A 23867-nucleotide genomic window follows, 5' to 3' on the forward strand; every position below is an offset into this window, starting at 1 on the left:
CCGATGGGGAATCGCGACACACGCCGCCGCAGCGCGCGGCCGGGCACCGTGCGTCCGCTGTCGCGCTGGCTCGGTGTGACGCTGGTCGCGTGCGCGACCGCCGCGCACGCCGCACCGCAGCCCGACGGCGACACTGCATCGCGCTGGCAGGCCGGCGCCGACGGGATCGGCTTCTGGCCGGGCGGCGATGCGGACGGCTTCGATGCGCACGCATGGACGACCGATGCGGAGCCGGCGCGCGGCGCACGCAACCCATCGTCGAGCGACGGACGGCAACCCGATACCGTCCCGCTGACCGCCCGCAAGATCACGCTCTGGCAGCGAACCGGCGCAGCCGCGCGCGCCTGCGCGGCCGCGGGCGACGACGGCGCGGACGGCATCGGTTTCGACGACACCGGTGCCGGCGGCGGTTGCGATCCGGCCGCCACGCACGATGCGCCGGCCGGCGACGCAACGGCGCGCGGCGTCGTCCATGCCGACCGGATGCCGTACGAACTGCATCCGGTCGATCCATCGCGGCTGCCCGATCTGCCGGCCGCGCAGGCGCCGCCCTTGCTCGAGCAACTGACGGGCGACGACCGCAACATGGTCGGTCTCGGCTGGCACTTCGTCGGGACGACCGGCCGCTCGACGCCCGTGACGACGCATACCGACGCGCTCGGGCTGAAGAGTTTCCAGAACGCGGGTTCGAGCCTGTCGCTCAGCAATACGAACACGCTGGCGTTCACGTTCACGCATTTCGTCTCCGAGCACTGGGCGGCCGAACTCGGCGCCGGCATTCCGCCGGTGCTGACGCTGCGCGGGCACGGCAGCATCGCGCTGCCGCTCGACCGCATCTTTGCCGGCGTGCACGGCCGCTTTCCGCTGATCGATCTCGCGAACACGCAAAGCAACCCGCTCGCGACCACGCGGGCCTGGCTCGGCTCGGTCGTGTTCAAGTACTACCTCGGCGAGCGCGACGATCGGTTCCGCCCGTTCGCGGGCCTCGGCATTAGCTACACGCGCTTCACGAACACGAACCTGAACCCGGTGTTCCAGCGCAAGCTGGCGTCGCTCGGCGGCCTGCTCGCGGCGGGCGCGGACATCGGCAGCCTGCAGTCGCTGCTGCTCGATCCGGCGTTGTTCCAGCGGATCTGGGATGCCGGCGGCGACCTGCTGCTGTCGGGGCGGACCAACGTATCGGCGAAGGTGAAGAGCGTGTGGGAGCCGGTGTTCACCGTCGGCGCCAGCTACCAGATCACGCGCCGGTTCTGGATCACCGGGATGGTGACCTACATCCCGCTGCGCACCAGGATCACGCTCGACATCAGCCAGCCGAATCGCACGCTTGCGTCGAATACGTTCGATATTTCGGCGAATCCGGTGCTGGCCACCGTGCTGCTGAACTTCCGCTTCTGACGGGCATGGCCGCCCATTTTCATGAATTTGACGCGCGACGCTGGGATAATGGTGGGGTTTGGCTGCGTCAATGATGGAAGGAGGCCCCATGGGCGACAACGATACCCGCACCGAGACCGACAACCGCACCGATACGAGCTCGATGGAAGCGCGCCAGCGCCGTTTCGAGGAGGATCTCGTCGACGCCTACGATGAAGAGCTCGAGATGGAGCTCGACGACCGCCGCTTCGACGACGGTGAGGACCTGCTGTTCTCGCCCGAGCGCCGCGAAGCACGCAAGGAATATTTCCGCGAGCTGTTCCGCTTGCAGGGCGAGCTCGTGAAGCTGCAGGACTGGGTCGTGCACACCGGGCATCGGCTCGTCGTCATTTTCGAAGGGCGCGACGCGGCCGGCAAGGGCGGTGCGATCAAACGCATCACGCAGCGCCTGAACCCGCGCGTGTGCCGGGTCGCCGCGCTGCCCGCGCCGAACAACCGCGAGCGTACGCAGTGGTACTTCCAGCGCTATGTCGCGCATCTGCCGGCCGGTGGCGAGATCGTGCTGTTCGACCGCAGCTGGTACAACCGCGCGGGCGTCGAGCGCGTGATGAATTTCTGCACCGACGACGAGTACGAGGAATTTTTCCGGTCGGTGCCCGAGTTCGAGAAGATGCTGGTGCGCAGCGGGATCCAGATCGTCAAGTACTGGTTCTCGATCACCGATCACGAGCAGGAACTGCGCTTCCAGAGCCGCATCGAGGATCCGCTGAAGCAGTGGAAGCTGAGCCCGATGGATCTCGAAAGCCGCCGCCGCTGGGAGGCTTATACGGCCGCGAAGGAAGAGATGCTGCAGCGCACGCATATTCCCGAGGCGCCGTGGTGGGTCGTGCAGGCGGTCGACAAGAAGCGCGCGCGGCTGAACTGCATTCACCATCTGCTCGGCCAGGTGCCGTATCACGAGGTGCCGCGTCCGACGATCGATCTGCCGCAGCGCGAACATCACGAGGATTACATCCGTCGGCCGGTGCCGGACAACATGATCGTGCCGGACGTCTATTGACCGGTTCGCGCCGGTCGACACGCGATGTGACGAAGCGCGCCGCATGATGCGGCGCGTTTTTTTTGAGGCGTTCCGGTCGATGGCGGGCGATGCGGTGCGACAGGTTTGACAGTCTTTCAAGATGTCGGATTGACAGTCGCGAAAGCGTACCGTCATGTTCGCGCCGATATGCGTCGACACCGTTGAAACGGTGCGATTCCGGCGCACTGAGGAAAAACCAGTCGCGCCGAGGGTCCCAAGCGGTAGCCGGAACCTGAGAGACCTTGTAAAAAGTGGAGCGTGCGCCGCGCGGGCTTGTCGCCGCAGCGGCTCACATCTCCGGAAAGCCCGAGCGCCCCTGCGTCAGGTCGAACAGTTCGACTCTTGCCGCGGCTTCGGCGGTTTCGGGCAGCTTGATCACGAGCTTCACCGTCATTCCGTACGCGCTGTCCACCAGCGCGTAGCCCGCCTGTTCGATCCAGCGGCGTACGCGCGCCTCTTCCGGGTAGCCGATCTCGATCGCGAGCCGCGTGTACCGAATGCGCTCGACGCGCTCGGCATCGAGCAGCGCCGACGCGATCGCATCCGTGTACGCACGCACCAGCCCGCCCGCGCCGAGTTTCACGCCGCCGTAGTAACGCACGACCGCGCCGAGCACGCCGTCGAGGTCGTGATGGCGCAGCACTTCGAGGATCGGCCGGCCCGCCGTGCCCGACGGCTCGCCGTCGTCCGACATACCCGACTGGCCGCCCGCCAGCAGCGCCCAGCACACGTGGGTGGCCGCCGGATGTTCGTCGCGCAGGCGTTGCAGTACCTGCATCGCGGCATCGCGATCCTCGACGGGAACCGCGTACGCGATGAAACGGCTCTTGCGGATTTCGAGTTCGCGGATGTAGGTGGTGGCGAGCGAGTAACTCATGCGTCGCGACGCGGAAAATGGTGGGAAATCAAGGCGATGATGATGTGTCGATGCTTTTGGCGTTGGCCCGCGGACGGATGGATATCGTCTGCATGAACGGAGGGCGAAGGCACGATTTTACCGTGGCAGGCATACGCGGCGTCGATGGACGCGTTGGCCGGTACGGGATTCGTCACCGAAGGCCATGCAGGGCAGGCATCGCATCAGCGCACGCCGACCGACGACCGGAGCGCCGCGCCCAGCGTGCGTAGCGCCTGCCGGGCGCGCGCATCGGTCAGGCTCGAGTAGAGCACCACGTCGCGCGTCGGCAACGGCGGCAGCCCGTAACGCATCCCCACGTCCACGGTGCCGGCGGGCGCCACGCGATGCCCGAGCGCCGCGACGGCCAGCCCCGCGGACACCGCCGCGCCGATCGTCGCCACGCCGCCGCCGACAAAGACCTCCGTCCACGCGACCCCGGCCTGGTCCAGCGCGTCGACCGCCATGCGGCGCACGCTGCACGGTTCGGCCTGCGTCGCGAGCCGCAGCGGTTGCGGCGGACGGTACTCGAAATCGGCCGCCGCCATCCAGCCGAACGACTCCGACAGGATGGTTTCGCCGTCGAGCCGCCGGCTGTCGTGTTGCAGCGCGACGGCCGCGTCGAGCTGGCCGCGGTCGAACGCGTCGAGCACGTCGCGCGACGCGGCGACGCGAATCTCCAGCACGAGCGCCGGCTCCGCTTCGCTCATCCGCCGCAGCAGCATCGGCAGGTCGGCGCCGACGACATGGTGGCTGACGCCGATCACCAGCCGCCGCTGGCTCGTGCCGAACGCGCTGATTGCGCCGTGGTGAGCGGCCACCAGTTCGCGCGCCGGCTCCAGGAACGCGGTGCCGTCGGCCGACAGGCGAACCTGCCGCGGCGTGCGTTCCAGCAGGCGGCGGCCGAGCCCGTCTTCCAGCCGCTTGATCTTCAGGCTCACCGCGGACTGCGTCGTGTCCAGCACTTCCGCGGCCCGCGTGAAGCTCTTGAGGTCCGCGGTCAGCACGAATGCCTGCACGGCTTCGATGTCGAGCGTTTTCATCACACCCTCGTCCATTTCAGAATCGAATCATTGAAATATTTTGCCATCTCCTTTTCAAATGATTCAAGGTCTTCTACGCTGCGCTCATGCCGTCCGGAATGCCGTCCGTTTCTTTCGCCAGGAGTCGATCATGTTGACCGCGTACTACGTGCACCGCCTGCCGGCGGATTACGATCTCGACATCATCCGCGATCGCGTGCGCGAGCGCGGCCGGCTATGGGACGACACGCCCGACCTGCTGTTCAAGGGCTTCCTGCTGCGTGAGGCCGGCCGCCATGGCGCGACGGAAAACGGCTACGCGTCGTTTTACCTGTGGCGCAACGAGCAGGCGTTCGCGCGGTTCGTGACGGACGGCCGCTATCGGGTCGTCACGGACAGCTTCGGCCGCGCGCCGATCGACACGCAGATTGCGCTCGACGCGCGCAAGGGCAGTGCGTCGACGGGACGTTTCGCGCGTCTGGAGATGATCGAGATTCCGGCGGACGCCGATCTCGATGCGGTCCTGGCGCGAGAGATCGCACGCAATCGCGAAGCGGCGGCACGGCAGGGCGTGGTCGCGGCGGCCGTCAGTCTCGATCCGTTGCGCTGGCGGCTGACGCGTGCGCTCGTGACCGAACATGAACCGGACGACGGCGGCGCGGGCACGATGTACCAGGTCCTGCATCTGGCGAGGCCGTTGCTCGACACGCTGGAAGCGGGCGGCGCGTGATGGCCGGCATCGCGTCGCGACTGCCGGCAGGGGTGGTGATTGCCGCGCATCTGGCGGGCGTGGTGGCGGGCATCGTCGCGATCGCGGCGCTCGCGACGGTGCTGGCGCTGCTGTTCAGGTAACGCGTTGCAGTGCAGAGACGGTTGATGCGGGGGCGCCGCGCATGCGATGCACGGCGCCCCCGGCCGCTTCTTCGTCGCTCGCTCAGTGGCTTTGCAAGCGGATATCGCGCGACGACGCGCCGACATACACGGTTCCGCCCGACACGACCCGCCAGCCGTTGCGCGACGTATCCCAGACGCTTTGCATCCGCGGCGACACGGTTATGTGCACACGCCGTGCGTCGCCCGGATTCAGCCGGATCTTCTCCCAGCCGACCAGCCGCTTGGGCGGCTCGTCCTTGTACGGCACGCCGAGATAGACCTGCGGTATTTCCGCGCCGGCCACGCGCCCGTCGTTGCGCACGGTAAACGCGACGCTCAGCGAGCCATCCCATTGCTTCGACACCGACAGTCCCGAATACGCGAAGTGCGTATACGACAGGCCGTAGCCGAACTCGAACATCGGCTTGATGTTGCGCGCGTCATACCAGCGATAGCCCATGTTCAGCTTTTCCGCGTACACCGGGTCGGTCTCGAACGCGCCGTTTTGCCCCCACGTCGGCGAATCCTGATCGCGCGCCGGGAAGGTCACGGGCAGCTTGCCGGACGGGTTGACCGCGCCGAACAGCACGTTCGCGATCGCCTTGCCGCCGGCTTCGCCCGGATACCATGCCTCGACGATGGCCGACACGTTGTCCTTCCACGGCATCAGCACCGGATTGCCGCTCTGGACGACGACGATCGTATGCGGATTCGCACGCGCGACGGCTTCGACGAGCGCATCCTGGTTCGACGGGTTCGCGAGGCTCAGGCTTTGCAGGTCGCCGAAATCCTCGCCGGCCGGCTGCGCGACCACGACGATCGCGACGTCCGAGCGGCCGGCGAGCGCCGCGGCCTGGTCGATCTCCTGCTGCGTGTACGCGCGGAACGGCGACTGCTGGTCGCTGTTGCCCGCATACGTGACCTGCGCGGCCGGCGCCAGCGCGCGGATCGCCGCGACGATCGGCACGTCGACCTTGAGCCACGGATTGCGCCACCAGCTGCACCCGGTCGACGACCCGAACGTCAGGCCGCCGCAGCCTGCGAACGAACCCGTTACGGGATCGCGCGTGTTGCCCGAGCCGCCGCCGGACAGCACGGCCGCATCCGCATGGCCGCCGATCACGGCGATACGCGACAGCGCCGACGCGACGAGCGGCAACTGGTTGCCGTCGTTCTTCAGCAGCACGATCGACTGCTCGGAAGCCGCCTGCGCGAACCGGTTGCCGGCCGCGAAATCGATCGTGCCGCCGCCTTTGGCCGGATCGTCCATCACGCCGACGCGGATCATCACCGCGAGCTTGCGGCGCACCATGTCGTCGAGGCGCGCGGTCGACACCGAGCCGTTCGCGATCGCCTGCTTGACGGCTGCCGGCGTCAGGTACACGCTCGGCCCGACGTCTTCTTCCTCGTCGAGCCCGGCGTTGATCGCGGCGGCGGTGCTGTGCGTGGCGCCCCAGTCGGACTGTACCTGGCCCTGGAAGCCCCATTCGTTCTTCAGCACGTCGTTCAGCAGGTGAGGGTTCTCGCACGCATAGGCGCCGTTCAGGCGGTTGTAGCTGCACATCACGCTGCCGGGCCGGCCGCGCTTCGCGGCGATCTCGAACGGCAGCAGGTACAGCTCGCGCAGCGTGCGTTCGTCGATCTGCGTATTGCCGCCCATCCGGCCGTGCTCCTGCTCGTTGCCCGCGTAGTGCTTGATCGTTGCGATGACTTTCTGCCGCTGCGTGGCGAGCGTGCGTTCGGCGAGCAGATCGCCGGCGAGCAACGGATCCTCGCCGAGATACTCGAACAGGCGGCCGCCGCGCGGCTCGCGCGCGAGATTGGTGCCGCCGCCGAGCCCCATGCCGAATCCTTGCGCGCGCAACTGGATCGCGACCTGCTTGCCGAAGTCGTACGACAGCCGCCGATCCCAGCTGGCGGCAACCGCGATCGTCGCGGGGAACGTCGTGCTGGCCTGCGACGTGCTGCCGGAGCCGGTGGCCGAATCGACCATGTTCAGATCGGGAATGCCGAGCCGCGGCACGCCCTGGATGTACCCGGCGCCGCCGCCCGGCACCTGCGACATTTCGTATTGCGAATGAATGAACTGGAGTTTCTCGTCGAGCGTCATCTTGCGCACGAGCAGATCGGCGCGCCGTTGCGCGGCCACCGATGCGAACGCGTCGGTGGCGTCGCCCTGCGCATTGAAGTCGGCGTCGCCGGCGTAGGCGGTGGTGCAGAGGGTCGCTGCCAGCACGACGGCCGGCCAGAGGGTGTCCCGCATGTTGCTCTCCATGATCGTATTGCCGGTTGTTCGGATGATGTCTGGAGCTGCGCACGTCCGGTGGATTCGCACCGGACGCATTCGGCTGGCGATGCAGGGTGGTTGCGCGTCGGCATGCCAGGCCAGGCGGGGAATCGTTACGGCCGGTTGGGCTCGACCGGTCAATGCGGGCGGCGACGCGCAGGCCGCCCGGCATTGTCGAATCGGATGTAGCGATTCTCTGCTGCGACTAATGGTATGAATGTAGTTTGACTACAGCATCGGTGTTTCTACCGATACGTGCGATCTTTATTTCGTAGTCACGCGAGGTGGCGTGGGGAGGCGGTCATCGTTCCCGATCGACGGTGTGTGATCGGGTAAGAAGTACTGGGCGGAAAGCGGTTTTGCGGGTAAGTCGGCGGGGCGCAGATCGATTCGTTGCATGCGCATCGAACGGAGACTTGGGTCATTTCACGCACTGTGCGTCGAATTCGCCGCTTTTATTCTGGCGCGGGCGTGTATGAACGACCGTGCGCGCTCATTCCCGTTGATTGCCGACTTGTTTGGATCGCGATTGAATTGCGACGATATGGAGCGTTTGAATGACAGCAGAATTTCCGGCTACATACGTTGTGGGTACCTCGGCCGGCCTCACGGCCCGCCCGCTTCTGCAGGAACTGGTCGATCTTCCGATGAGCGTGAGGCGGTTCGGCGTCAAGGGTGACGGCGTGACCGACGACACGGCGGCGCTTCAGGTGGCGCTCAACGCGGGGATTCCGCTGTATTTCCCGCCGGGGACTTACCTGTACAGCAATACGCTGAAGGCAACGGCGTCGATCGTCGGCGCAGGGTGGGACTCGATCCTGCAATGCACGACATCGCAAGGCCAGAATTCGGCGATTTACTGGAGCGGCGCCAGTCATTTCAACATCCGCAATCTGCAATTCTTTTCAGCGAATGCGACCGCGTATTACCCGGACGAGAACGCCGGCTCGATCAACTTGCGGGACTGCAGCCAGTTCGAAATCTCGGGGTGCAAGTTCAACAATGCGGCCGGTGGCGGCGCGCTGATGCGCAGTTGCGTCAACGGCAAGGTGTTCGGCAATACGCTGCTCGACATCTGGCATGACGGCATTCATGTAACCAAGGCCAGCGCGGATATCACGATTACGAACAATGAAGTGATCAACGGCGGCGACGACGCATTCGCGGTGGTCGGTTACTTCAATGAGGGCGTCCGGCCTCGCCGGATCACGATCGCCAATAACCGGGTGGTAGGCACCAAATACGCACGCGGCATCGCGATTGTCGGGGCTCAGGACATCACCGTGGCCGACAACCAGATCTACAACCCGATGGCGGCCGGTATTTATGTCGCGTCGGAACTGACGAGCGTGTATCAGTCGTACGGCAACGACAATGTGACGGTCGCGAACAACCTCCTGGATACGTGCGGCGTTCAATCCAACATCGGCGCGATAGTCAATGCGCCCAATGGACCGCTCGGCTATGGCGCATTGGTGGTGACCGCGACGGCAGGCTTCAACAATTCGAACATCACGATCGTCAACAACACGATCAAGAATGCCGCGGGGTCGCCGATCGGGCTGTGGCAGCCGAGCGGAAGCAACATCCACGTCAACATCTCGCAGAACACGATCACCAATGCATGGGATCCGAACAACAAGAACGGATTCCCGTTGACGACGATCGCCGCGACGTCGGGTGCCGCGACGCTGAACTTTGCCAATACCCCGGGTGTCGCGGTCGGCATGGCGGCCTGGTATTTCAACGGGTCGACCAGCGTGCCGATCGGTACGGTCATGGCGGCGGGCGCGTCGACGGTCACGCTCGAGCAGAATGCGACAGTGCCGAGCGGCGGAACCGTGATCTTCGCCGGGGTCGGGTTGTTCGGCGCGACGATCAAGACTACCGCGTCGGCCGCGAGCGGCGCGACATCGTTGACGTTCGCCACGACGACGGGGGTGCCCTACAACGACAACTACGGTTTCGGCGGGCCCGGAGACGAAACGACAGGCGTGTCGATCGGACAGGGCGTCAGCGGGACCAACATCGCGGCCGGCACCTTCGTGACCGGCGTGACGGGGAGTGTGGTCACGCTGAGCAAGGCGACGACCGGCACCGTGGCGAGCGGTGCTTCGATCGTCTTTACCCCGATGGTTTGCATGACGTCCCAAACGATCACGACATCGGCTGCTGCCGCGGCGGGAACCAACACGCTGACGTTCACGCCGTATCCGTCGGCACGCGGCTGCGCGGTGGGACAAGGTGTCACCGGAACGAATATCCCGGTCGGCACGTACGTGACGTCGGTTTCCGGTAACGGAAATGGTCCGACCGTGACGCTGTCGAACAATGTCACGGGCAGCGGAATCGCCAGCGGCGCATCGATCACGTTCACCGGCACTGGCGGACTGAGCGCCGTTTCCGGCATCGCGCTGTACAACACGCGAGGGTGCATCGTCTCGAAGAATCAATTCTCCGGCATCGCAAAGGACGCAATCTACGTGGACGGATCCTGTACGTCGTTCACCGAAGTCAGCGGCAATACCGGTGAAAACATCGGCTGCTGCAACGGCTTCGCCCGCCTCGTCACGGTCGGCGCGCTCGCGGCCGGCGCATCGCTCAAGTTGCGCGGAAACTACATGGCCCAGCCGGTCAACTATCCACGCGCGATCGATGCGCTGATCTCGTCGAGCTCATGGGCCTACACGTCGTGGAGCGAAGACAACATCGCGCAAAACGGTTTCGTCGGCTTCGGTGTGCAACTGACGCCGGTTGTGCAGGCGGTGGGGGCTTCGCCATGGACGTTCGCGAACACCTACCCGAGCGCGGTCAGCCTGTCGGTTGCCGGAGGCACCGTGTCGTCGATCGGCGTGTCCCGAAACGGGCAGGCTGCCTATGCGTGCGGACTGACGAACGGGATGATCGATCTCAAGCCCGGCGACGCGATGACGGTCACCTATAGCGTTGCGCCTGCTATCACGATGATTCCGCGGCTGGGTCAGTAACGCACGGCGCCATTCCGGCATTCAGGCGACCAGCAGGTATCAAACGAATCTGTCAACCACACTCTCAGGATCGATATGGCATTCCAGCTCAAGGATCGCGTTCAGGAAACGACCACGTCCACAGGTACGGGGGCGTTGTCCCTTGCCGGTGCAATGACGGGATTCCGCACATTTTCGTCCGTGTGCGCCAATGCCGATACGTTCTATTACGGACTGCAAGCCGTAACGGGTACCGGTGTCCCGAGCGGGAACTGGGAGATCGGCATCGGCACATACAACGCCAGCGCGAACACGCTGTCGCGCACCACCGTGCTGGCGTCGAGCAATGGCGGTGCGGTCGTCAATCTTGCCGCAGGTACCGCCCAGGTATGGATGGATTTACCGGCAGCGCTTCCGGCCAATCTGCCGGTCAGCGCCAAATATTTTGGTGCGAAGGGCAACACCAGGATCGTCAACGATGGCGTCACGACATCGGGGTCCACCGCGTTTTCGTCGGCCTCGGCGGCGTTCACCGCGGCGGACGTCGGCAAGCGTATCGACATTGCGACGACGAACGCCAGCGGCGCTGCAACGCTGGTCGTTTCCACCACGATCGCGGCGTTCGTCAGCGCAACGCAGGTCACGCTCGCGAAAGCGGCCAATGCGTCGGCGACAGGGGCGAATGTGGTCTATGGCAATGACGACGGCCCGGCCCTGACGGCCTGGTTGAACTACCTGATGACCATCTGGCCGGTCAAAGGCGACCTGCCTGCCGGGGTCTACTATTCCAGCCTCGCGCTTCCCCCGATCACGAAGCCGATCGCCGTGTTCGGGCATTCGGCGCGCACCTCGATCATCCAGTTCGGCGCGGGGGTTGGCGGCCAATGCCTGACGGTATTGAACGCGGGTTTCAACAATGAAGCGACGGATTTACCGCAAACCGGCAACGTGTCATGGACGTCCAACATGGCCGTCCTCGCCGGGTGCGTCATGCGCGACTTTACCCTTCAGGGCAATCGCGCATGCGCATCGCTGCAACATGGGCTGGTGTTGCAGGGCAACGTGGACTGGCTCGACGTCGCTCACGTGAACTGTCTGTATTTTCGCGGCGGCGGCGTGCTATGGATGGACACCGGCAGCGGATCGACGCAAGCACGCGCCACCGTGCGCGAAGTCAATCTGAACACGATGAAGATCAGACACTGCGGCGACCTGTCGACGAATACGCCCAGTTTCGGCATCTACCTCGATGACAGCCCGGCTGCCCCTACGTCCGATTCATCGAACCTGTTCAACCTGAACAATATCGACATCATCTTCAGTTACGGTACCGCACTGGCCGTGCAGGACCGGCGCACGTCGAATACCGGTGTTTCGCTGTACGGAATCCAAGCGCGAACCATCGTGCTGCACGACCGGATGACCACGATGGGGCTGAGCGGCGGCCGGATGTTCAGCGTCATCGGGCAAGTCACCAACTGCCTGTTCGACATCAACTTCCCGTTGAGCGCACGTAACGACTACGCGGCGGAGATCCTGCCGAACCCGAATTTCAATGTTTATCCCACGGACAATGAATTTACCTTCGCGTTCCCGAAGACGGTAAAGGGGGTGACGATCGGGAACATCGGCTACAACACGATCAGGTTCAGGAATTATTTCGGATGCGCCGAGGCGGTATTCATTTCCACCGAGAGTCCGTACAACCTGAGAATCGATTGCGAGACCGACAGCGTGTTTCAGCAGGTCACTTCGGCGCTGGTGTTGACGGGGACGGGCGCCGTCGCGATTCCGGGCTGGTCGTTCGGTACGACGCCGAACCTGTCGATCTTCATGCCGGTCAACGCAGTCAACGGGACCGGCGACGCGACGCTGGCGACCATTTTCGGCATCACGGGCACGATCGCGCGTTCCGGAAGCGTCACGGCCGGAACCGACACCTATACGTTTACGCCGTCTTCATCCAGTACCGCATACATTCCCGCCGGCGAATACTTTTCGAAGATATGTGTCGATGCGTCGCAAGGCAACGGGGTTTCCGGGCGCTACAAATATATTCCCGAGGACCGCTACGGACGCGCGGTCAACAGCGCGTGGGCCAGCGGGCGCCTGCTGCAGATGTGGCCGTGGCAATTCCACGTCGAAAATGCGACGGGGCTGGTCCGTTACAGCTACGGGGTGCCGACGGCCGACAGCGCGGGCAATGCGCTGGCGGTTTGGTCCAACGGCTTCGTCGGCACCAGTTCGACGCCCGGCGTGACCGGCATCAGCAAACTGACGGCGAACTATGCGTCGCCGACGATGCTGACCAACCTGGTCGGCGGGATCGACGGCCAGTCGGTCAGGATCATCGCGACCAACGGCAACTGCACGATCGCGAACAACGCGAACATCCAGACGACGACCGGGGGAAACGTCGTCATGGCGAGCGGGCAGGTCCTGACCTTTACGTTCGACGCGACGCTGAACAAGTGGTGTGGTGGTTAGCAATCCGAGGGCGTGATGGCCTATTGAGAACGTAGCGGCCACCCGCGTACGTCACGCCGTTCGGGCGCTGAAAGTCCGGGCGGGGAGTCGTCTCGTTGATCGTGCATCGTATGGCGACACGCATCGTGTCGCTCACGCGAGGTCGCGGCGTATTCCCGCCCGGATGAATGAAGCGGCGTGCATCACCGGATGGTGTGGGTCCGGCTCGCACGCTGGCTTGCCCGAGGCCGACACGCGGACTCACTTGGTGATCAGTGCGCCCGTCAAACCCGCGCTGATCGCCGGCAGCAGCAGATTCAACACGCGGCTGGCCCGGACGAGCCCGGTATTGTCGACATAGACGATGTCCTTCGACGCGAGCGGGAACTGGTTCGCGAGCAGCATCGAAACCGGCGACTTCATGTCGAGTCGATAGACCACGGGATCGCTGTCGTCTGCCTTGCGCAGTACGAAGACCTGTTTGGCATTCGACGTCTGCTGGTTCAGTTGGCCTGCCTGTGCGAGTGCTTCGTTCAGCGTGAGCGAACCGTCACGTTGCGGCGGCACGGCCAGCGGTTTGTTCACCTCACCCATCACGTAGACGGGGTTGTCTTCGCGTGCACTCACGTGGAGCAGGTCGCCTGGCTGCAGCATGATGGCGGCGGGGTTTTTGCCCGTTTGCATCATCCGCGCGACATTCACCGGATACGTCGTTCCATTGCGCGTAATCGTTACACGACTTTGATCCGCGGTCGGTGCAAAGCCGCCGGCACGATTGACCGCTTCGACGAGGGTCATCGGAATGTCGTTGATCGCCTGCGAACCGGGTGCGCGCACTTCACCATCCACATACACCTGCTCCGCGCGGAACGACGCCACGCGAACGGTCACCTGTGGCTTCACGAATACCTTCCTGAGCTCGGCACTGACTTCCCGCTGAACCTGCGCCGCAGTTTTTCCTGCCACGTGGATCGGTCGCGTCATGTATGGAAACTGCACGTTACCGTCGCCATCGATCACGAAACCAGGCGCGGCGTCGGAGGACTTGGTGTTCGGCGTCGGCTGGCCGGCGGCGGTAGCGAATTCGGGGTGATCCCACACGGTGATCTGCAATACGTCGCCAGGACCGAGCTTGTAGCTGCTCGGCTTGCCGAGCAGATTGTCCGGAACGGGCAACGCGGAGTGGCTCTTCTGCTGCGCACGAATCAGCCCGATCAGCGTCAGGTCGATCTGCTTGACCGGAACCTTCATGTCGCTGGTCACGTCACCGTTCTCGTCAGTCGTGACCGGCAATGCAGGCGAGGATGCCATGTGCTGGCCCGGCGCAAAGGCACAGGCGGAAAGCAGGGCGGAAATCGCCAGGTAAAGGGCAGCGCGCATTCGGCGTCCTGTCGGGTTGTTCTGGTCCGGCACTGACGTGTCGAATCGTTGGTGGTTGCTCATGTCGTCATTCAGCATGGTTAAACGAGAAACATTGATGCGACGCACATGCGTGGATACTCGCCGTTTTCCGGGCCGCCGGCGACAGACATGGCGGGCGTTCATCCCCCTGCCCATATGCTGGCCGTCCCGATCAACCGACTGTCGGACGCCTCGACGTCATCGCATGCTGTCGGGTGAACCGGCCGACCCGAGATTGATTCCCGCATGGATCATGTTGGATGAACCACGGAAAAAAGGATGTGCGTTAGTTCACCAAGCCGCGGATGGCAGGCCGGATTGGCCGCTCGAGATGCGTGGCTGAGGTGGGCCAAAAACAGGGCCAAACCTTGTCGAGCGAATGAGTTCAGGGAGGCCGGGCACGTTGTGTCGAACCGCTCCTCGGCGTCGTACGAGACGGGGTGGCAACCCGGAGGTTCGCTTACCCGGAGCTTCTTAATGTAAGGAATCGCACTCAGAAAACCACGCATTTATCGCATAGTGACCTGAACAGGCAAGGGCATTTGTTTCTGTTCGGGACTCGGCGGTGCGGTCGTGCATGCAGGCGGTCGGACGCAGACAAGTGCCTCGCGTGATGTGCCGAGAGAATGACCCGGATCGACTGGCGCGACATGCGTGATCAATAGCACGCACGGTGACAGGATGCCCGTCAGAATGGCAATTTGGGAGCGTATGCATGACATTGGATAGGCCTTCATCGAAGCAATCCCGAGACCGGCCGGGAAGTGTTTCTCGCAACGGGGTTGACTTCACGCTGGTCCAGTTGCTGGAAAACGTGTTCGATCACGGGCGTGTTTTCCTGGCCGTTTTCCTGGGATGTTTGCTGCTGGCGCTCGTGTATGCCATTGCGGCAACACCGGTGTACTCCGTGGATACGTTGATCCAGGTCCAGGAAAACAAGCACAGTGCGCTCGGTTCGCTATCCGAAATTTCGAACGCGCTGGATATCGAGAACTCGGCCGTAGTCGGCGAGATCGATATCGCGCGCTCGCGCGCGGTCGTCACCCAGGCCATTGACGCTACCGTCGCGCAGGTGGATGTGTCGGTCCGGAATACGATTCCGCTCGTTGGCGGCTTACTCGGTTCGATATTGCCGAAGGATCGCAATGGCCTCGTCGAGCCGTGGTTCAATACGCCGTTCTGGGCGTGGGGCGGCGAGAGGATCGAGTTCACCAAATTCGACGTTCCGGATGCGCAGCTCGGCAAGAAACTGGAGCTCGACTATCTCGACGGCAATCGCTTCCTGTTGAAGGACAGCAATGATCAAGAGGTGTTGACCGGGAAAGTCGGCCAACCGAGCGAAGCCAACGGATATCGGGTAGAGATATCGCGCATCGTGGCACGCGTCGGTACGGAATTCCGCGTGCGCCGTGTCGCCACGCCGGTGCGACTCGAGGCGGTCCTGAAAAAACTGAACGGCGCGGAAACGAAACGCCAGTCGGGCATCATGCAACTGAGTTTCGAAGACCCCGACCCGGTGTTTGCCGCGCGGCTGCTCAACGCCATTGCCACCGCCTATCTGGATGCCAAGGCGAAGCGACGCTCGGAGGACGCCGAACACAGTCTGACGTTTCTCGACACGCAATTGCCGCTGGTGAAGAAGCGACTGGAGCAGGCTGAACATGCGTTGAACGAGTTTCGCAATGCGCAGGGGTCGATCGATGCGCAAGGTGATGTGCAACTGCTTATCGACCAGTTGGCCTTGGTCGAAAAGTCACGGCTCGAAGCCAAGCTCGAGTATCAGGATCTGGCGTCGAAGTATGTCGCCGGACAGCCTCAGCTCACCGCGGTAGCCAGCAAGCTGAAGACGCTCGATCAACAGTCGGCGGAATTGAAAAGCAGGGTTGCGCGCTTGCCGTCGCAGCAGCAGACCTATTTGCGTCTGTCACGCGACGTCGATGTCAATAATCAGCTCTATATCGGCTTGATGAACAACGCGCAGCAGCTGCAAATTGCCAAGGCGGGCACGGTCGGCAATGCGTCCGTCATCGACAAGGCCGATGTCAGCGACAAACCGGTTCAGCCGAAGCGCCTGCTCGTCATCGTGCTGGGTGCGGCGATCGGATTGATATTGGGCGTTGCTGCGGCACAAGGCTGCGCGCTGTTTTTCCAGCGCGTCCGGAATCCGGAGCAATTGGAGCAAGTGGCCGGCGTCCCGGTGCTGGGCATTCTCCCGGTCTCGCCACATCAGGTCGAGGCCGACCTGAACGACCGGGCAGCGTTCATTGCTGCCAGGGAGTATCCGGATACGCCGCTGACCGAAGCGCTGGACAATCTGGCTCTGTTGCTGCGTTACGGGCCGAGTGCTGAGCAGGGGAAATCAAGGGTCGTTCTGATCACGTCGCCGGAGCCGGCGCAGGGCAGGTCGCTGATCTCCGCCAATCTCGCCTACCTCTTATCGGAAAGCGGTCTCAAAACCTTGCTTGTGCGCACCGATGCGGACGAATCGGGCGGAGATCGACACGTGGCGGTGAAGTACCAGAAAGGATTGTCGGATGTCGTGACCGGTTCGCTGGAACTCGGGAAGGCGATCGTCCACATCCGTGAAAATTTCGATGTGCTGCCTGCCGGAAAACGTGCCGAGCCGTGGCGACACCTGTTCGAAACGAAACGGCTCGAGCCGTTGATCACCGCATGGCGAAGCGAATACGACGTGGTCGTCGTGGATGCGCCGTCGGCGCGCCCGGCGGCGAACGTCGCGATGTTGTCGAGGCTCATGGACGTCACGTTGATGGTGGCGCGACAAGGTTCGGTCAGCTACGCCGGCGTGGTGGATGCGATCCGGAATTTGAATCGGGTCGGCGTGAAGGTAGACGGGCTGGTATTCAACGGCTTTCAGCCTTCACCGTTGCAGTGGAGCCATTACGCGAACGTCCGTCGACATACGAAAGCAGTCAAGTCGCGGATAGAGCCGGGCGACGTCGTACCCAATGCATTTCTGTTCAGGGCATGGGAGCGGGTAAGAAAGGGACTGCTGAGAAATGTTGCCTGATGTCGCTTGCACGAGTCGATTCACTGGTTCATGACGGAAACAAGCGATATGGCGGGATGTTTCAGCGCGCCCGTCACAAGCGCGATGCACGTTGGGGCACCGGCGCAGGTTCGCGCAAGGGCGCAATCATGCGGCGGCCGGCGCGTGCGCAGGCTCGACCGGGGTGCCACCGGTGGAACGAATTTCGGGTTGCAGCATGATAGATAAGACTACGCGAGCGATACCGGACACCGGCCCCATATCCGCAACCGGGGTGACGATATCGACGCTACTCGCGCTTGCATTTGTGATCAACGCGATGATGCCGGCGCTCGGAATGAAAGCGGAGAGCGCCACATGCACGTTGTTGTTGGCAACATCGGGGCTCGTCGTCCTGGTCAAGTATCGTCCGGTGTTTGCCGTGACGGTGCTCTATGTGCTCGCGATCGGGCTGACCGCATTTCTTGCCGGCGTGGGACTGGAGGACGGTGGATACCTGCGGGAAACCGATATCTCGGGTGAGGCGACCGGCGCTTTCAGCCGACTCCTTTCGTTCTATCTGGTTTTTGTCGTCTGTGCGCTCGTTGCATTCGACCGGTTCCTGGATGAGCGCCCGTCGCACAAGTCGATCAGGGCGCGGATTGCATTGCAACCTGTCAGCGTGGCGATGGGGTTCGCACTTGCGGCCGCGATCATCGTGACCGGTGTGCTGGCGGGGTTGACGTCGGGATTCTCGCTGTTTACCGGCATCAACCGGTATGCGTTGCGCAACGACGCGTCGAACGGCGCGATGTTCAATCTGTTCCTGAACAATCAGACCTTCATGGGTTTTTTGCTGGGCACCATCGCCACCAGTTCCAATAAACGCATCCGGTGGTTGGCGATCGTCACGATGGCGGTGGATCTCGGGCTCAACGTGCTGCATGGGGAGCAGTTCATGGCGGTGCTGCATATCGGCCTGTGCTCGCTGGCGCCGTTCATCGCGATTCATGCGATGAACGGCAAACCGGTCGTGCGTTATCTGGGTATCGGTGCGGGACTGGCGTTGTTGCTCGGCACCGTTTCCATCATTTACGCCTACCGGGGGCAGGGGCTGGAAGTGGCCGATGTGATCTCGTCGCGCTTTCTGCTGCAGGGGCAGCCGTGGTACGTGGTGGACGGTGATGCGCGCATGTTCGCGGCGCCGGCGCTGGGTGGCGCGGCTGCTTTTTGGCGTTTCGTGAACTCTCTCGCTTCCTGGACGATGCCGACCTTTTTCGACGATTCCCAACCGAGTGGTTTGCGTGACTTGATGGTTTCGTATATGGAGCCTCAGCTCCTCAAGGCCTACATCTTCGACGACGTCACGTTCACGATGGGAAACATGGCGGTGCCGGTGTATTGGTTTGGTTATGCCGGGGGGGCGGCCTTCGTCGCGATGACCGGCGTCGTGTACGGCGCGCTGGCCGCGTTGCAGATCCTGGTCACGATGCGTGGCGGGGTTGTGATGTTGTGGCTGATGGCGAAGGTCTTTTCGTATGCGACCTTTGCCGTTCAGCAAGGCGATTACTGGATGATGTTCGGTTCGCGCACGGCTTTCTATGCGTTGGCCGCGCTGGCCTGGTGGTACGTGATCGACCGGAAGCATTCCGGCGCGAGCTGAGGCGGCATGCGCCTGGGTCGTCGCGCGAAACGAAGGCGATGTCGACGACCGGAACCGTTTCGGTCGATGCGTCGAGCGTGAATGTCGCGTCGCGAACGTACGGGCGATGGATTCGACTTCGATCGCAACGCCGGAAAGTCGTGACGAGACACCCCGGTTTTTACTATTTCAGCCATGTCCCATTCGAACGATTCGAAGCGATTTCACCATGTCGATGCCATGCGCGCGGTTGCGGTGATACTCGTCATATGGACGCACTATGCCGAGCGATTCGCTCCGCTGGCGGGCTCGCAATACATGCTCGACACGCTGCAGCGCTCCATGAACTTCGGGCGTGTTGGCGTGGTGGTGTTTTTCGCGATCAGCGGCATGCTGATTCCAAGCAGCCTGCACGGGGAGGTTGGTGCGGGAACGAAGCGGTTTCTCGTTCGAAGATTCTTCCGGCTATACCCGGCTTACTGGTTGGCGCTGCCTTTGGGATATTTTGTCCATTGGTATCTGTTCGATAAAAAGATGGATGTCGATGGAATCGTCGCGAACGTCACCATGATGCCCGCCGCATTCGGAGAAAGCCTGATATTGCCGCATGGTTGGACGCTGGAGACAGAACTGGTTTTTTACGGACTGTGCCTGGTCCTGTTCTGGAGCGGCGTACTTCACCGGATGTTCTGCCTGTGCGTTGTCAGTATCGGATTGACAGGGCTGTTCGTGATGATCGTCGGATTGAAACTCGCTCCGGCCGGTATGCCCAGCGAATACAAGACCATGCCATATCATCTCGGCATCATGTTTTGGGGCGCGTGCTTTCGCCAGGCATACGACACGCCTCTCAAATTGCTGCGCGCGGGATGGCCGTGGCGTGGTGCTCCGGGCCGAATCGCGATCACTTACCGATCGGCGGCAGCCGGCCTGACGGCGGTGATGGCAAGTGTCGCGCTGATGGGGGCGCTCAGCGATTGGCGACATCACAACATGGAGCACTTTCCGACTTCGCTCGCTTACTTCATCGGCATCGTGATGTTCACCGCATTGGCGACGATTCTGAAGCTCCGCATTCGCCTGCTTTCATGGCTCGGCGAGATCAGTTACTCGATCTACTTGCTGCATAGCCTTCCGCTGTTTGCAATGTTCTGGTTGTGCCAGCGTTTCCACATTACTGGTTGGCCGCTCGGTCTCTACATGATCGTACCGATCCTGCCTTTGATACCGTTGTCTTGGGCGGGCTATCGGTTGTGCGAAGCACCGTTTGTGCAGTTTGCGCGTACGCTCACCGCGCGCCGGAGAAGCAATCTGTTTGCCTCCGGCGAGGCTGATGGCTGACGGTTGATTGGCGCAGATCGGCCCGCGGCACCAGGGCCGGTTGGAAAAGATCAAACGCGGATGGTTCGCGGGAGCGGGAAACGGCGCCCGATATCTTCCGGGGGATGCTGGAGTCGGCATGAAACGGATATCGGTTGGTCCCGGGCGATTGACGGGGAACACGCCCTGTAACGGATTTCACTAGCGTTTATTAAAACAAGGATAAGACCATGACACCTGTCCAGTTTGATGGATGCGTCGGCTGGCTTCACGAGGGCACCCGAACACACGGCATCGTCATTTGCGAGCCGCTCGGTCACGAAGCACTCTGGCTTCACAAACTCGTGCGTTCACTCGCCGAGCATCTTTCGGAGCGCGGCTTTCCGGTGCTGCGCTTTCATTACCCGGCAAGTGGCGATTCGCTCGGCGACGAAAGCGATCCCGGTCGCTTCGGCCAGATGCTCGGTAGCGTTCGATCCGCCGTACACGCGTTGCGAGAGCGCGTCGCGCTGGACCGTCTGACGCTCATCGGGGTGCGTGCCGGCGCGGCCGTGGCGCTTCTCGCCGCGGACGGCATCCCCGGGCTTACGCGTTTCGTCGCGCTTGCGCCCGTCGTGCGCGGTCGCGGCTACCTCCGCGAGCTCTCCGTCGTCGCGCAACATTGGCTCGACAACGCCCCGCCGACCGTGCGAGGCGCGGTTCGCGACGAGAAACCCCTGAACATACTCGGACACACGTACCCCGACGATCTGGTCGACGCGCTTCGGCGTATCGATCTGTTGCAGGCTGCCCGTCAATCGGGCACGTTGCCGGCGCGCGCATTGCTTGTCGATGCACCGTACGGCGACAGTGCGATGCTATCGGACGCGTTGCAGGCACGTGGTGTCGCGGTCAGCGTTCATGCGTGCGCGGACTGGGCGGCCGCAATGCGAGAGCCGCACTGGTCGCGGTGGCCGGCGGCATTGCTCGACACGATTGCGGGCTGGTTCGACGACGATCCCGAGCCGGCCGTCAACGCGCCCGCGCGATGCCTCGACCCCGGCGTGGTACTCACGGGACAAGGGAGCGTCGAACGAATCGTTCGCGTGGGACCGCGGCAACTGGTCGGGGTGCTGTGCGAGCCGACCGAAGACATCATGCGGGCCGCCGCGCCAACGCTCCTGATCACGAATACGGCGGCCAATTCGCGCGTCGCGGACGGACGTTTCGCCGTCCGGCTGGCCCGGTCGCTCGCCGCGCAAGGCATCTGCAGCCTGCGGATTGATGCGAGCGGAATCGGCGACAGCGGCACGCATGCGCGTGACGATCAATCGGACATCCCGTATTCGGATCAGGTGATCACCGACATGGTTTCGGCGGCAGAGTGGCTGAAAGAGGCCGGGCATCACAAGGTTGTCACATTCGGGATTTGCTCCGGCGCGTACACGTCGCTTCATGCCGCGTCGAGCGGGCAGCTTGCCGGCGCGATCGCGATCAATCTCCCGGTTTTCGTGTGGCCTCGCGGAGAGACGCTCGCGAACGTGATCAAGAATCAGACGAATTCGATGCGAGGCTATCTGGCATCGTTGCGCAGTATTGGAAAGTGGCGTCGCCTGCTGCGCAGTGGTCGTGATCTGCGTCCGGTTCTGCGCGGATTAACGCGCTTCGTCGCAGATTTCATGTGGGTGCCGGTCATGCGTGCCGCGGAACGGGTCGGGTGGTGCCCGGGCAAGGATACGCCGCGAGGATTGCTGCGCGACATGTCGGCGCGCGGCATTCGCACCCATCTGATTTACGGCACGTTCGATCCCGGTGTCGATACGCTGGTACGGCATTTCGGCCCTGCTTCGCGTGCGTTTGCCCGTTTGCCGAACATGTCGGTCGATCTGCGGGATGCCGTCGATCATTCATTGTACGGCACTGCCGCCGCGCAATATGTCATCGACCGGTGTACTGGGCTGCTTGCCGGTTGGCGGGCGCCGGCGGAGCTGGCGGCAACGGAGAAGACGAAACGTGTGATGGCGTCGCATTCACGCAAGCGGCGCACCGAATCGACACTCTAGGTCGCAGCGGTACCGTTGCCGCCGGGCAGGTAGGGTGAACCGGTTCTGAGTGACCATGCGAACAGATTCGTCGTTTCCGGTACGTTATCGTAGCGGCGTAGTGTTTCACAGGGCCACTCGCCAGACGCACGTAGCGCCGTGGCTCCGCTCAGGAATGCCGATGAAACGAACTTGCCACGACTGCCGGAAATTGCGTAAATTTTACTGTTTGCAAGCGGTCTGTGATATTGCGCAGATCGCGTCTCGACGCGAAGACGATGACGGGGCGTTGAACTTCGGGCCTGATGCACGTCGAGGCCCGGCGTGATGCGCGTGTTGGTCATCAACGACTTCGTTCGAAAGGGAGGCGCGGAGGAGGTATACCGAATGTCCGTCGACGTGCTGCGCGCACGCAATGACGTGTCGGTCGAAACCTTCGACGAGCATGCGCTGCCCGGGGACGAAAATATTCGGCGCGCCCGTGTGTGGTCGCGTGCGACTGCGCATGCGCTCGGCGCGCTGCTCGACCGGTTTCGGCCACAACGCATTCTCGTACACAATTATCACAATCGCCTGTCGAGCGCGATCCTGCCCGTGCTTGCCCGCTACAAGCGGCGCTCCGGGTGTAGCTTGTACATGACGGCGCACGACTACCATCTCGTGTTCTACAATCCGAGCCTGCAGATCTATTCCGGCGGGCAGACGAAGCCGTTGTCGCTCGACCAGCTGCACGGCGTCCGGCGCTTCGTCTCTGTCGCCAGTCCGCACGGCATTCTCCACGACGTCGTGAAGAAGTTGCATTGGCACACGGTCAATGCGCTTTTCGACCCGCTCGGCCTGTTCGACGAAATCCTGTGTCCAAGCCCGTTCATGCGCGACCTGATCGCGCGATTCGGGCGCACCCGCGCCACGCTGCTATCGAATCCGATCGACGCGGCATTGGTTCCCCGCGCACCGAAACCGGCGCAGCGCGCGCGTCTGGATCTGGCGTTCGTCGGTCGTATCGAAGAGGACAAGGGCCTGGCGCCGTTTCTCGCGCTGATGGCCGATTCCGCCGGTGAAGCGATTGCATCGCTTACCGTTTATGGCGAAGGATCGGAGCGCGCTCGTCTCGAGGAATGCCACGCCGGCCTCGTCAAGGACGGAAGGCTGCGCTTTGCCGGCCGTCTCGACCATGCCGCGCTGTTCGCCGAGCTGCCGACGCACGACGCGCTTGTGCTTCCGTCGATCTGGGTGGAAAACGCCCCCCTCGTGATAGTCGAGGCCGCGGTCCTGGGCCTGCCGGTACTGGTGAACGACATCGGAAGTTTGTCGACGTTTGGCGACGAGATCGGCAACAAGATCCTCTATCGCAACACCCCCGAAGCGTTCTCGCGGGCAATCGACGCGCTACGCGCCCACCTCGACGACGGCACACGTCGCTACGACTGGTCGCGTTACTCGGTCGATTGCTACGCGTCGTCTCTGTATGCTGCACTCGGCATCGACCAGCATGCACCGCGCGTGCATGCCTGTTGACAGGCGATG

The 23867-nt window shown here is 63.1% G+C and carries 15 protein-coding genes; 11 read left to right on the forward strand and 4 right to left on the reverse strand.

Translation table 11 applies throughout. The annotated features are described in order from the left end of the window. The first annotated feature begins 3 nt into the window (after nucleotides 1-3). A complete protein-coding gene (locus H0X90_RS22510; protein ID WP_077189179.1) occupies nucleotides 4-1398 on the forward strand; it encodes an OmpW family protein in 1395 nt (464 codons plus the stop codon). 88 nt (nucleotides 1399-1486) lie between these two features. After that, on the forward strand, nucleotides 1487-2437 hold the full coding sequence (gene ppk2, locus H0X90_RS22515) for a polyphosphate kinase 2 (protein ID WP_006490762.1): 951 nt from the start codon (nucleotides 1487-1489) through the stop codon (nucleotides 2435-2437). Nucleotides 2438-2747: 310 nt separating this feature from the next. On the opposite strand, the gene H0X90_RS22520 is transcribed toward ppk2, so the two are convergent. Both H0X90_RS22520 and H0X90_RS22525 read right to left on the reverse strand, forming a co-directional pair. Further along, nucleotides 2748-3335, reverse strand: a complete 588-nt coding sequence (locus H0X90_RS22520; protein ID WP_006490745.1) for a YigZ family protein — start codon at nucleotides 3333-3335, stop codon at nucleotides 2748-2750. Nucleotides 3336-3538: 203 nt separating this feature from the next. After that, entirely contained in the window at nucleotides 3539-4396 is an 858-nt protein-coding gene (locus H0X90_RS22525; protein WP_012493284.1) for a LysR family transcriptional regulator, read from the reverse strand. A gap of 130 nt (nucleotides 4397-4526) precedes the next feature. Here H0X90_RS22525 and H0X90_RS22530 point away from each other — a divergent pair, with 130 nt between their 5' ends. Together H0X90_RS22530 and H0X90_RS36065 are read left to right on the forward strand one after the other, a co-directional pair. Further along, a complete protein-coding gene (locus H0X90_RS22530; RefSeq protein ID WP_171984128.1) occupies nucleotides 4527-5105 on the forward strand; it encodes a DUF4865 family protein in 579 nt (192 codons plus the stop codon). Continuing rightward, a complete protein-coding gene (locus H0X90_RS36065; RefSeq protein ID WP_006490737.1) occupies nucleotides 5102-5227 on the forward strand; it encodes a hypothetical protein in 126 nt (41 codons plus the stop codon). Before H0X90_RS22530 ends, H0X90_RS36065 begins: the two co-directional genes overlap by 4 nt. 82 nt (nucleotides 5228-5309) lie before the next feature. On the opposite strand, the gene H0X90_RS22535 is transcribed toward H0X90_RS36065, so the two are convergent. After that, on the reverse strand, nucleotides 5310-7511 hold the full coding sequence (locus H0X90_RS22535) for a glycoside hydrolase family 3 C-terminal domain-containing protein (protein WP_077189177.1): 2202 nt from the start codon (nucleotides 7509-7511) through the stop codon (nucleotides 5310-5312). A gap of 581 nt (nucleotides 7512-8092) precedes the next feature. Between H0X90_RS22535 and H0X90_RS22540 the strand changes: the two genes are divergently transcribed. Both H0X90_RS22540 and H0X90_RS22545 read left to right on the forward strand, forming a co-directional pair. Continuing rightward, nucleotides 8093-10522: a right-handed parallel beta-helix repeat-containing protein gene (locus tag H0X90_RS22540; RefSeq protein ID WP_102898592.1), complete on the forward strand. Its 2430-nt coding sequence runs from the start codon at nucleotides 8093-8095 to the stop codon at nucleotides 10520-10522. A 75-nt stretch (nucleotides 10523-10597) separates the two neighbouring features. Then, entirely contained in the window at nucleotides 10598-12988 is a 2391-nt protein-coding gene (locus tag H0X90_RS22545; RefSeq protein WP_077189175.1) for a hypothetical protein, read from the forward strand. Between the two features lie 240 nt (nucleotides 12989-13228). Here the strand turns inward: H0X90_RS22545 and H0X90_RS22550 are convergent, their stop codons facing one another. Continuing rightward, complete coding sequence (locus H0X90_RS22550) at nucleotides 13229-14410, reverse strand: polysaccharide biosynthesis/export family protein (RefSeq protein ID WP_012493286.1); 1182 nt, start codon at nucleotides 14408-14410, stop codon at nucleotides 13229-13231. Between the two features lie 673 nt (nucleotides 14411-15083). Between H0X90_RS22550 and H0X90_RS22555 the strand changes: the two genes are divergently transcribed. The 5 genes from H0X90_RS22555 to H0X90_RS22575 all read left to right on the forward strand — a co-directional run bounded on the left by H0X90_RS22555 (nucleotide 15084) and on the right by H0X90_RS22575 (nucleotide 23858). Then, nucleotides 15084-17399: a GNVR domain-containing protein gene (locus H0X90_RS22555; RefSeq protein WP_077189174.1), complete on the forward strand. Its 2316-nt coding sequence runs from the start codon at nucleotides 15084-15086 to the stop codon at nucleotides 17397-17399. 196 nt (nucleotides 17400-17595) lie between these two features. Continuing rightward, nucleotides 17596-19020 (forward strand): DUF6418 domain-containing protein, encoded by a 1425-nt coding sequence (locus H0X90_RS22560; protein ID WP_059723297.1) that lies wholly within the window; start codon nucleotides 17596-17598, stop codon nucleotides 19018-19020. A 174-nt stretch (nucleotides 19021-19194) separates the two neighbouring features. Then, the gene (locus H0X90_RS22565; protein ID WP_006490766.1) at nucleotides 19195-20340 is read left to right on the forward strand and encodes an acyltransferase; all 1146 of its coding nucleotides are present in this window, start codon (nucleotides 19195-19197) and stop codon (nucleotides 20338-20340) included. 209 nt (nucleotides 20341-20549) lie between these two features. After that, nucleotides 20550-22361 (forward strand): alpha/beta hydrolase, encoded by a 1812-nt coding sequence (locus tag H0X90_RS22570; RefSeq protein WP_048985591.1) that lies wholly within the window; start codon nucleotides 20550-20552, stop codon nucleotides 22359-22361. Between the two features lie 306 nt (nucleotides 22362-22667). Next, on the forward strand, nucleotides 22668-23858 hold the full coding sequence (locus tag H0X90_RS22575) for a glycosyltransferase family 4 protein (protein ID WP_034202429.1): 1191 nt from the start codon (nucleotides 22668-22670) through the stop codon (nucleotides 23856-23858). The last annotated feature ends 9 nt before the right edge of the window (nucleotides 23859-23867 follow it).

The organism is Burkholderia sp. 9775_39 (assembly GCF_015712225.1).
In the GTDB taxonomy this organism is placed as follows: domain Bacteria; phylum Pseudomonadota; class Gammaproteobacteria; order Burkholderiales; family Burkholderiaceae; genus Burkholderia; species Burkholderia cenocepacia.

Bases quoted from the DNA above. Each gene is read 5' to 3' on its own strand.
- H0X90_RS22570 (WP_048985591.1), top strand. From the start codon at position 20,550: ATGACACCTGTCCAGTTTGATGGATGCGTCGGCTGGCTTCACGAGGGC.
- H0X90_RS22560 (WP_059723297.1), top strand. From the start codon at position 17,596: ATGATAGATAAGACTACGCGAGCGATACCGGACACCGGCCCCATATCC.
- H0X90_RS22530 (WP_171984128.1), top strand. From the start codon at position 4,527: ATGTTGACCGCGTACTACGTGCACCGCCTGCCGGCGGATTACGATCTC.
- H0X90_RS22520 (WP_006490745.1), bottom strand. From the start codon at position 3,335: ATGAGTTACTCGCTCGCCACCACCTACATCCGCGAACTCGAAATCCGC.
- H0X90_RS22575 (WP_034202429.1), top strand. From the start codon at position 22,668: ATGCGCGTGTTGGTCATCAACGACTTCGTTCGAAAGGGAGGCGCGGAG.
- H0X90_RS22535 (WP_077189177.1), bottom strand. From the start codon at position 7,511: ATGCGGGACACCCTCTGGCCGGCCGTCGTGCTGGCAGCGACCCTCTGC.
- H0X90_RS22510 (WP_077189179.1), top strand. From the start codon at position 4: ATGGGGAATCGCGACACACGCCGCCGCAGCGCGCGGCCGGGCACCGTG.
- H0X90_RS22555 (WP_077189174.1), top strand. From the start codon at position 15,084: ATGACATTGGATAGGCCTTCATCGAAGCAATCCCGAGACCGGCCGGGA.
- H0X90_RS22545 (WP_077189175.1), top strand. From the start codon at position 10,598: ATGGCATTCCAGCTCAAGGATCGCGTTCAGGAAACGACCACGTCCACA.
- H0X90_RS22525 (WP_012493284.1), bottom strand. From the start codon at position 4,396: ATGAAAACGCTCGACATCGAAGCCGTGCAGGCATTCGTGCTGACCGCG.
- H0X90_RS22550 (WP_012493286.1), bottom strand. From the start codon at position 14,410: ATGAGCAACCACCAACGATTCGACACGTCAGTGCCGGACCAGAACAAC.
- H0X90_RS22565 (WP_006490766.1), top strand. From the start codon at position 19,195: ATGTCCCATTCGAACGATTCGAAGCGATTTCACCATGTCGATGCCATG.
- ppk2 (WP_006490762.1), top strand. From the start codon at position 1,487: ATGGGCGACAACGATACCCGCACCGAGACCGACAACCGCACCGATACG.
- H0X90_RS22540 (WP_102898592.1), top strand. From the start codon at position 8,093: ATGACAGCAGAATTTCCGGCTACATACGTTGTGGGTACCTCGGCCGGC.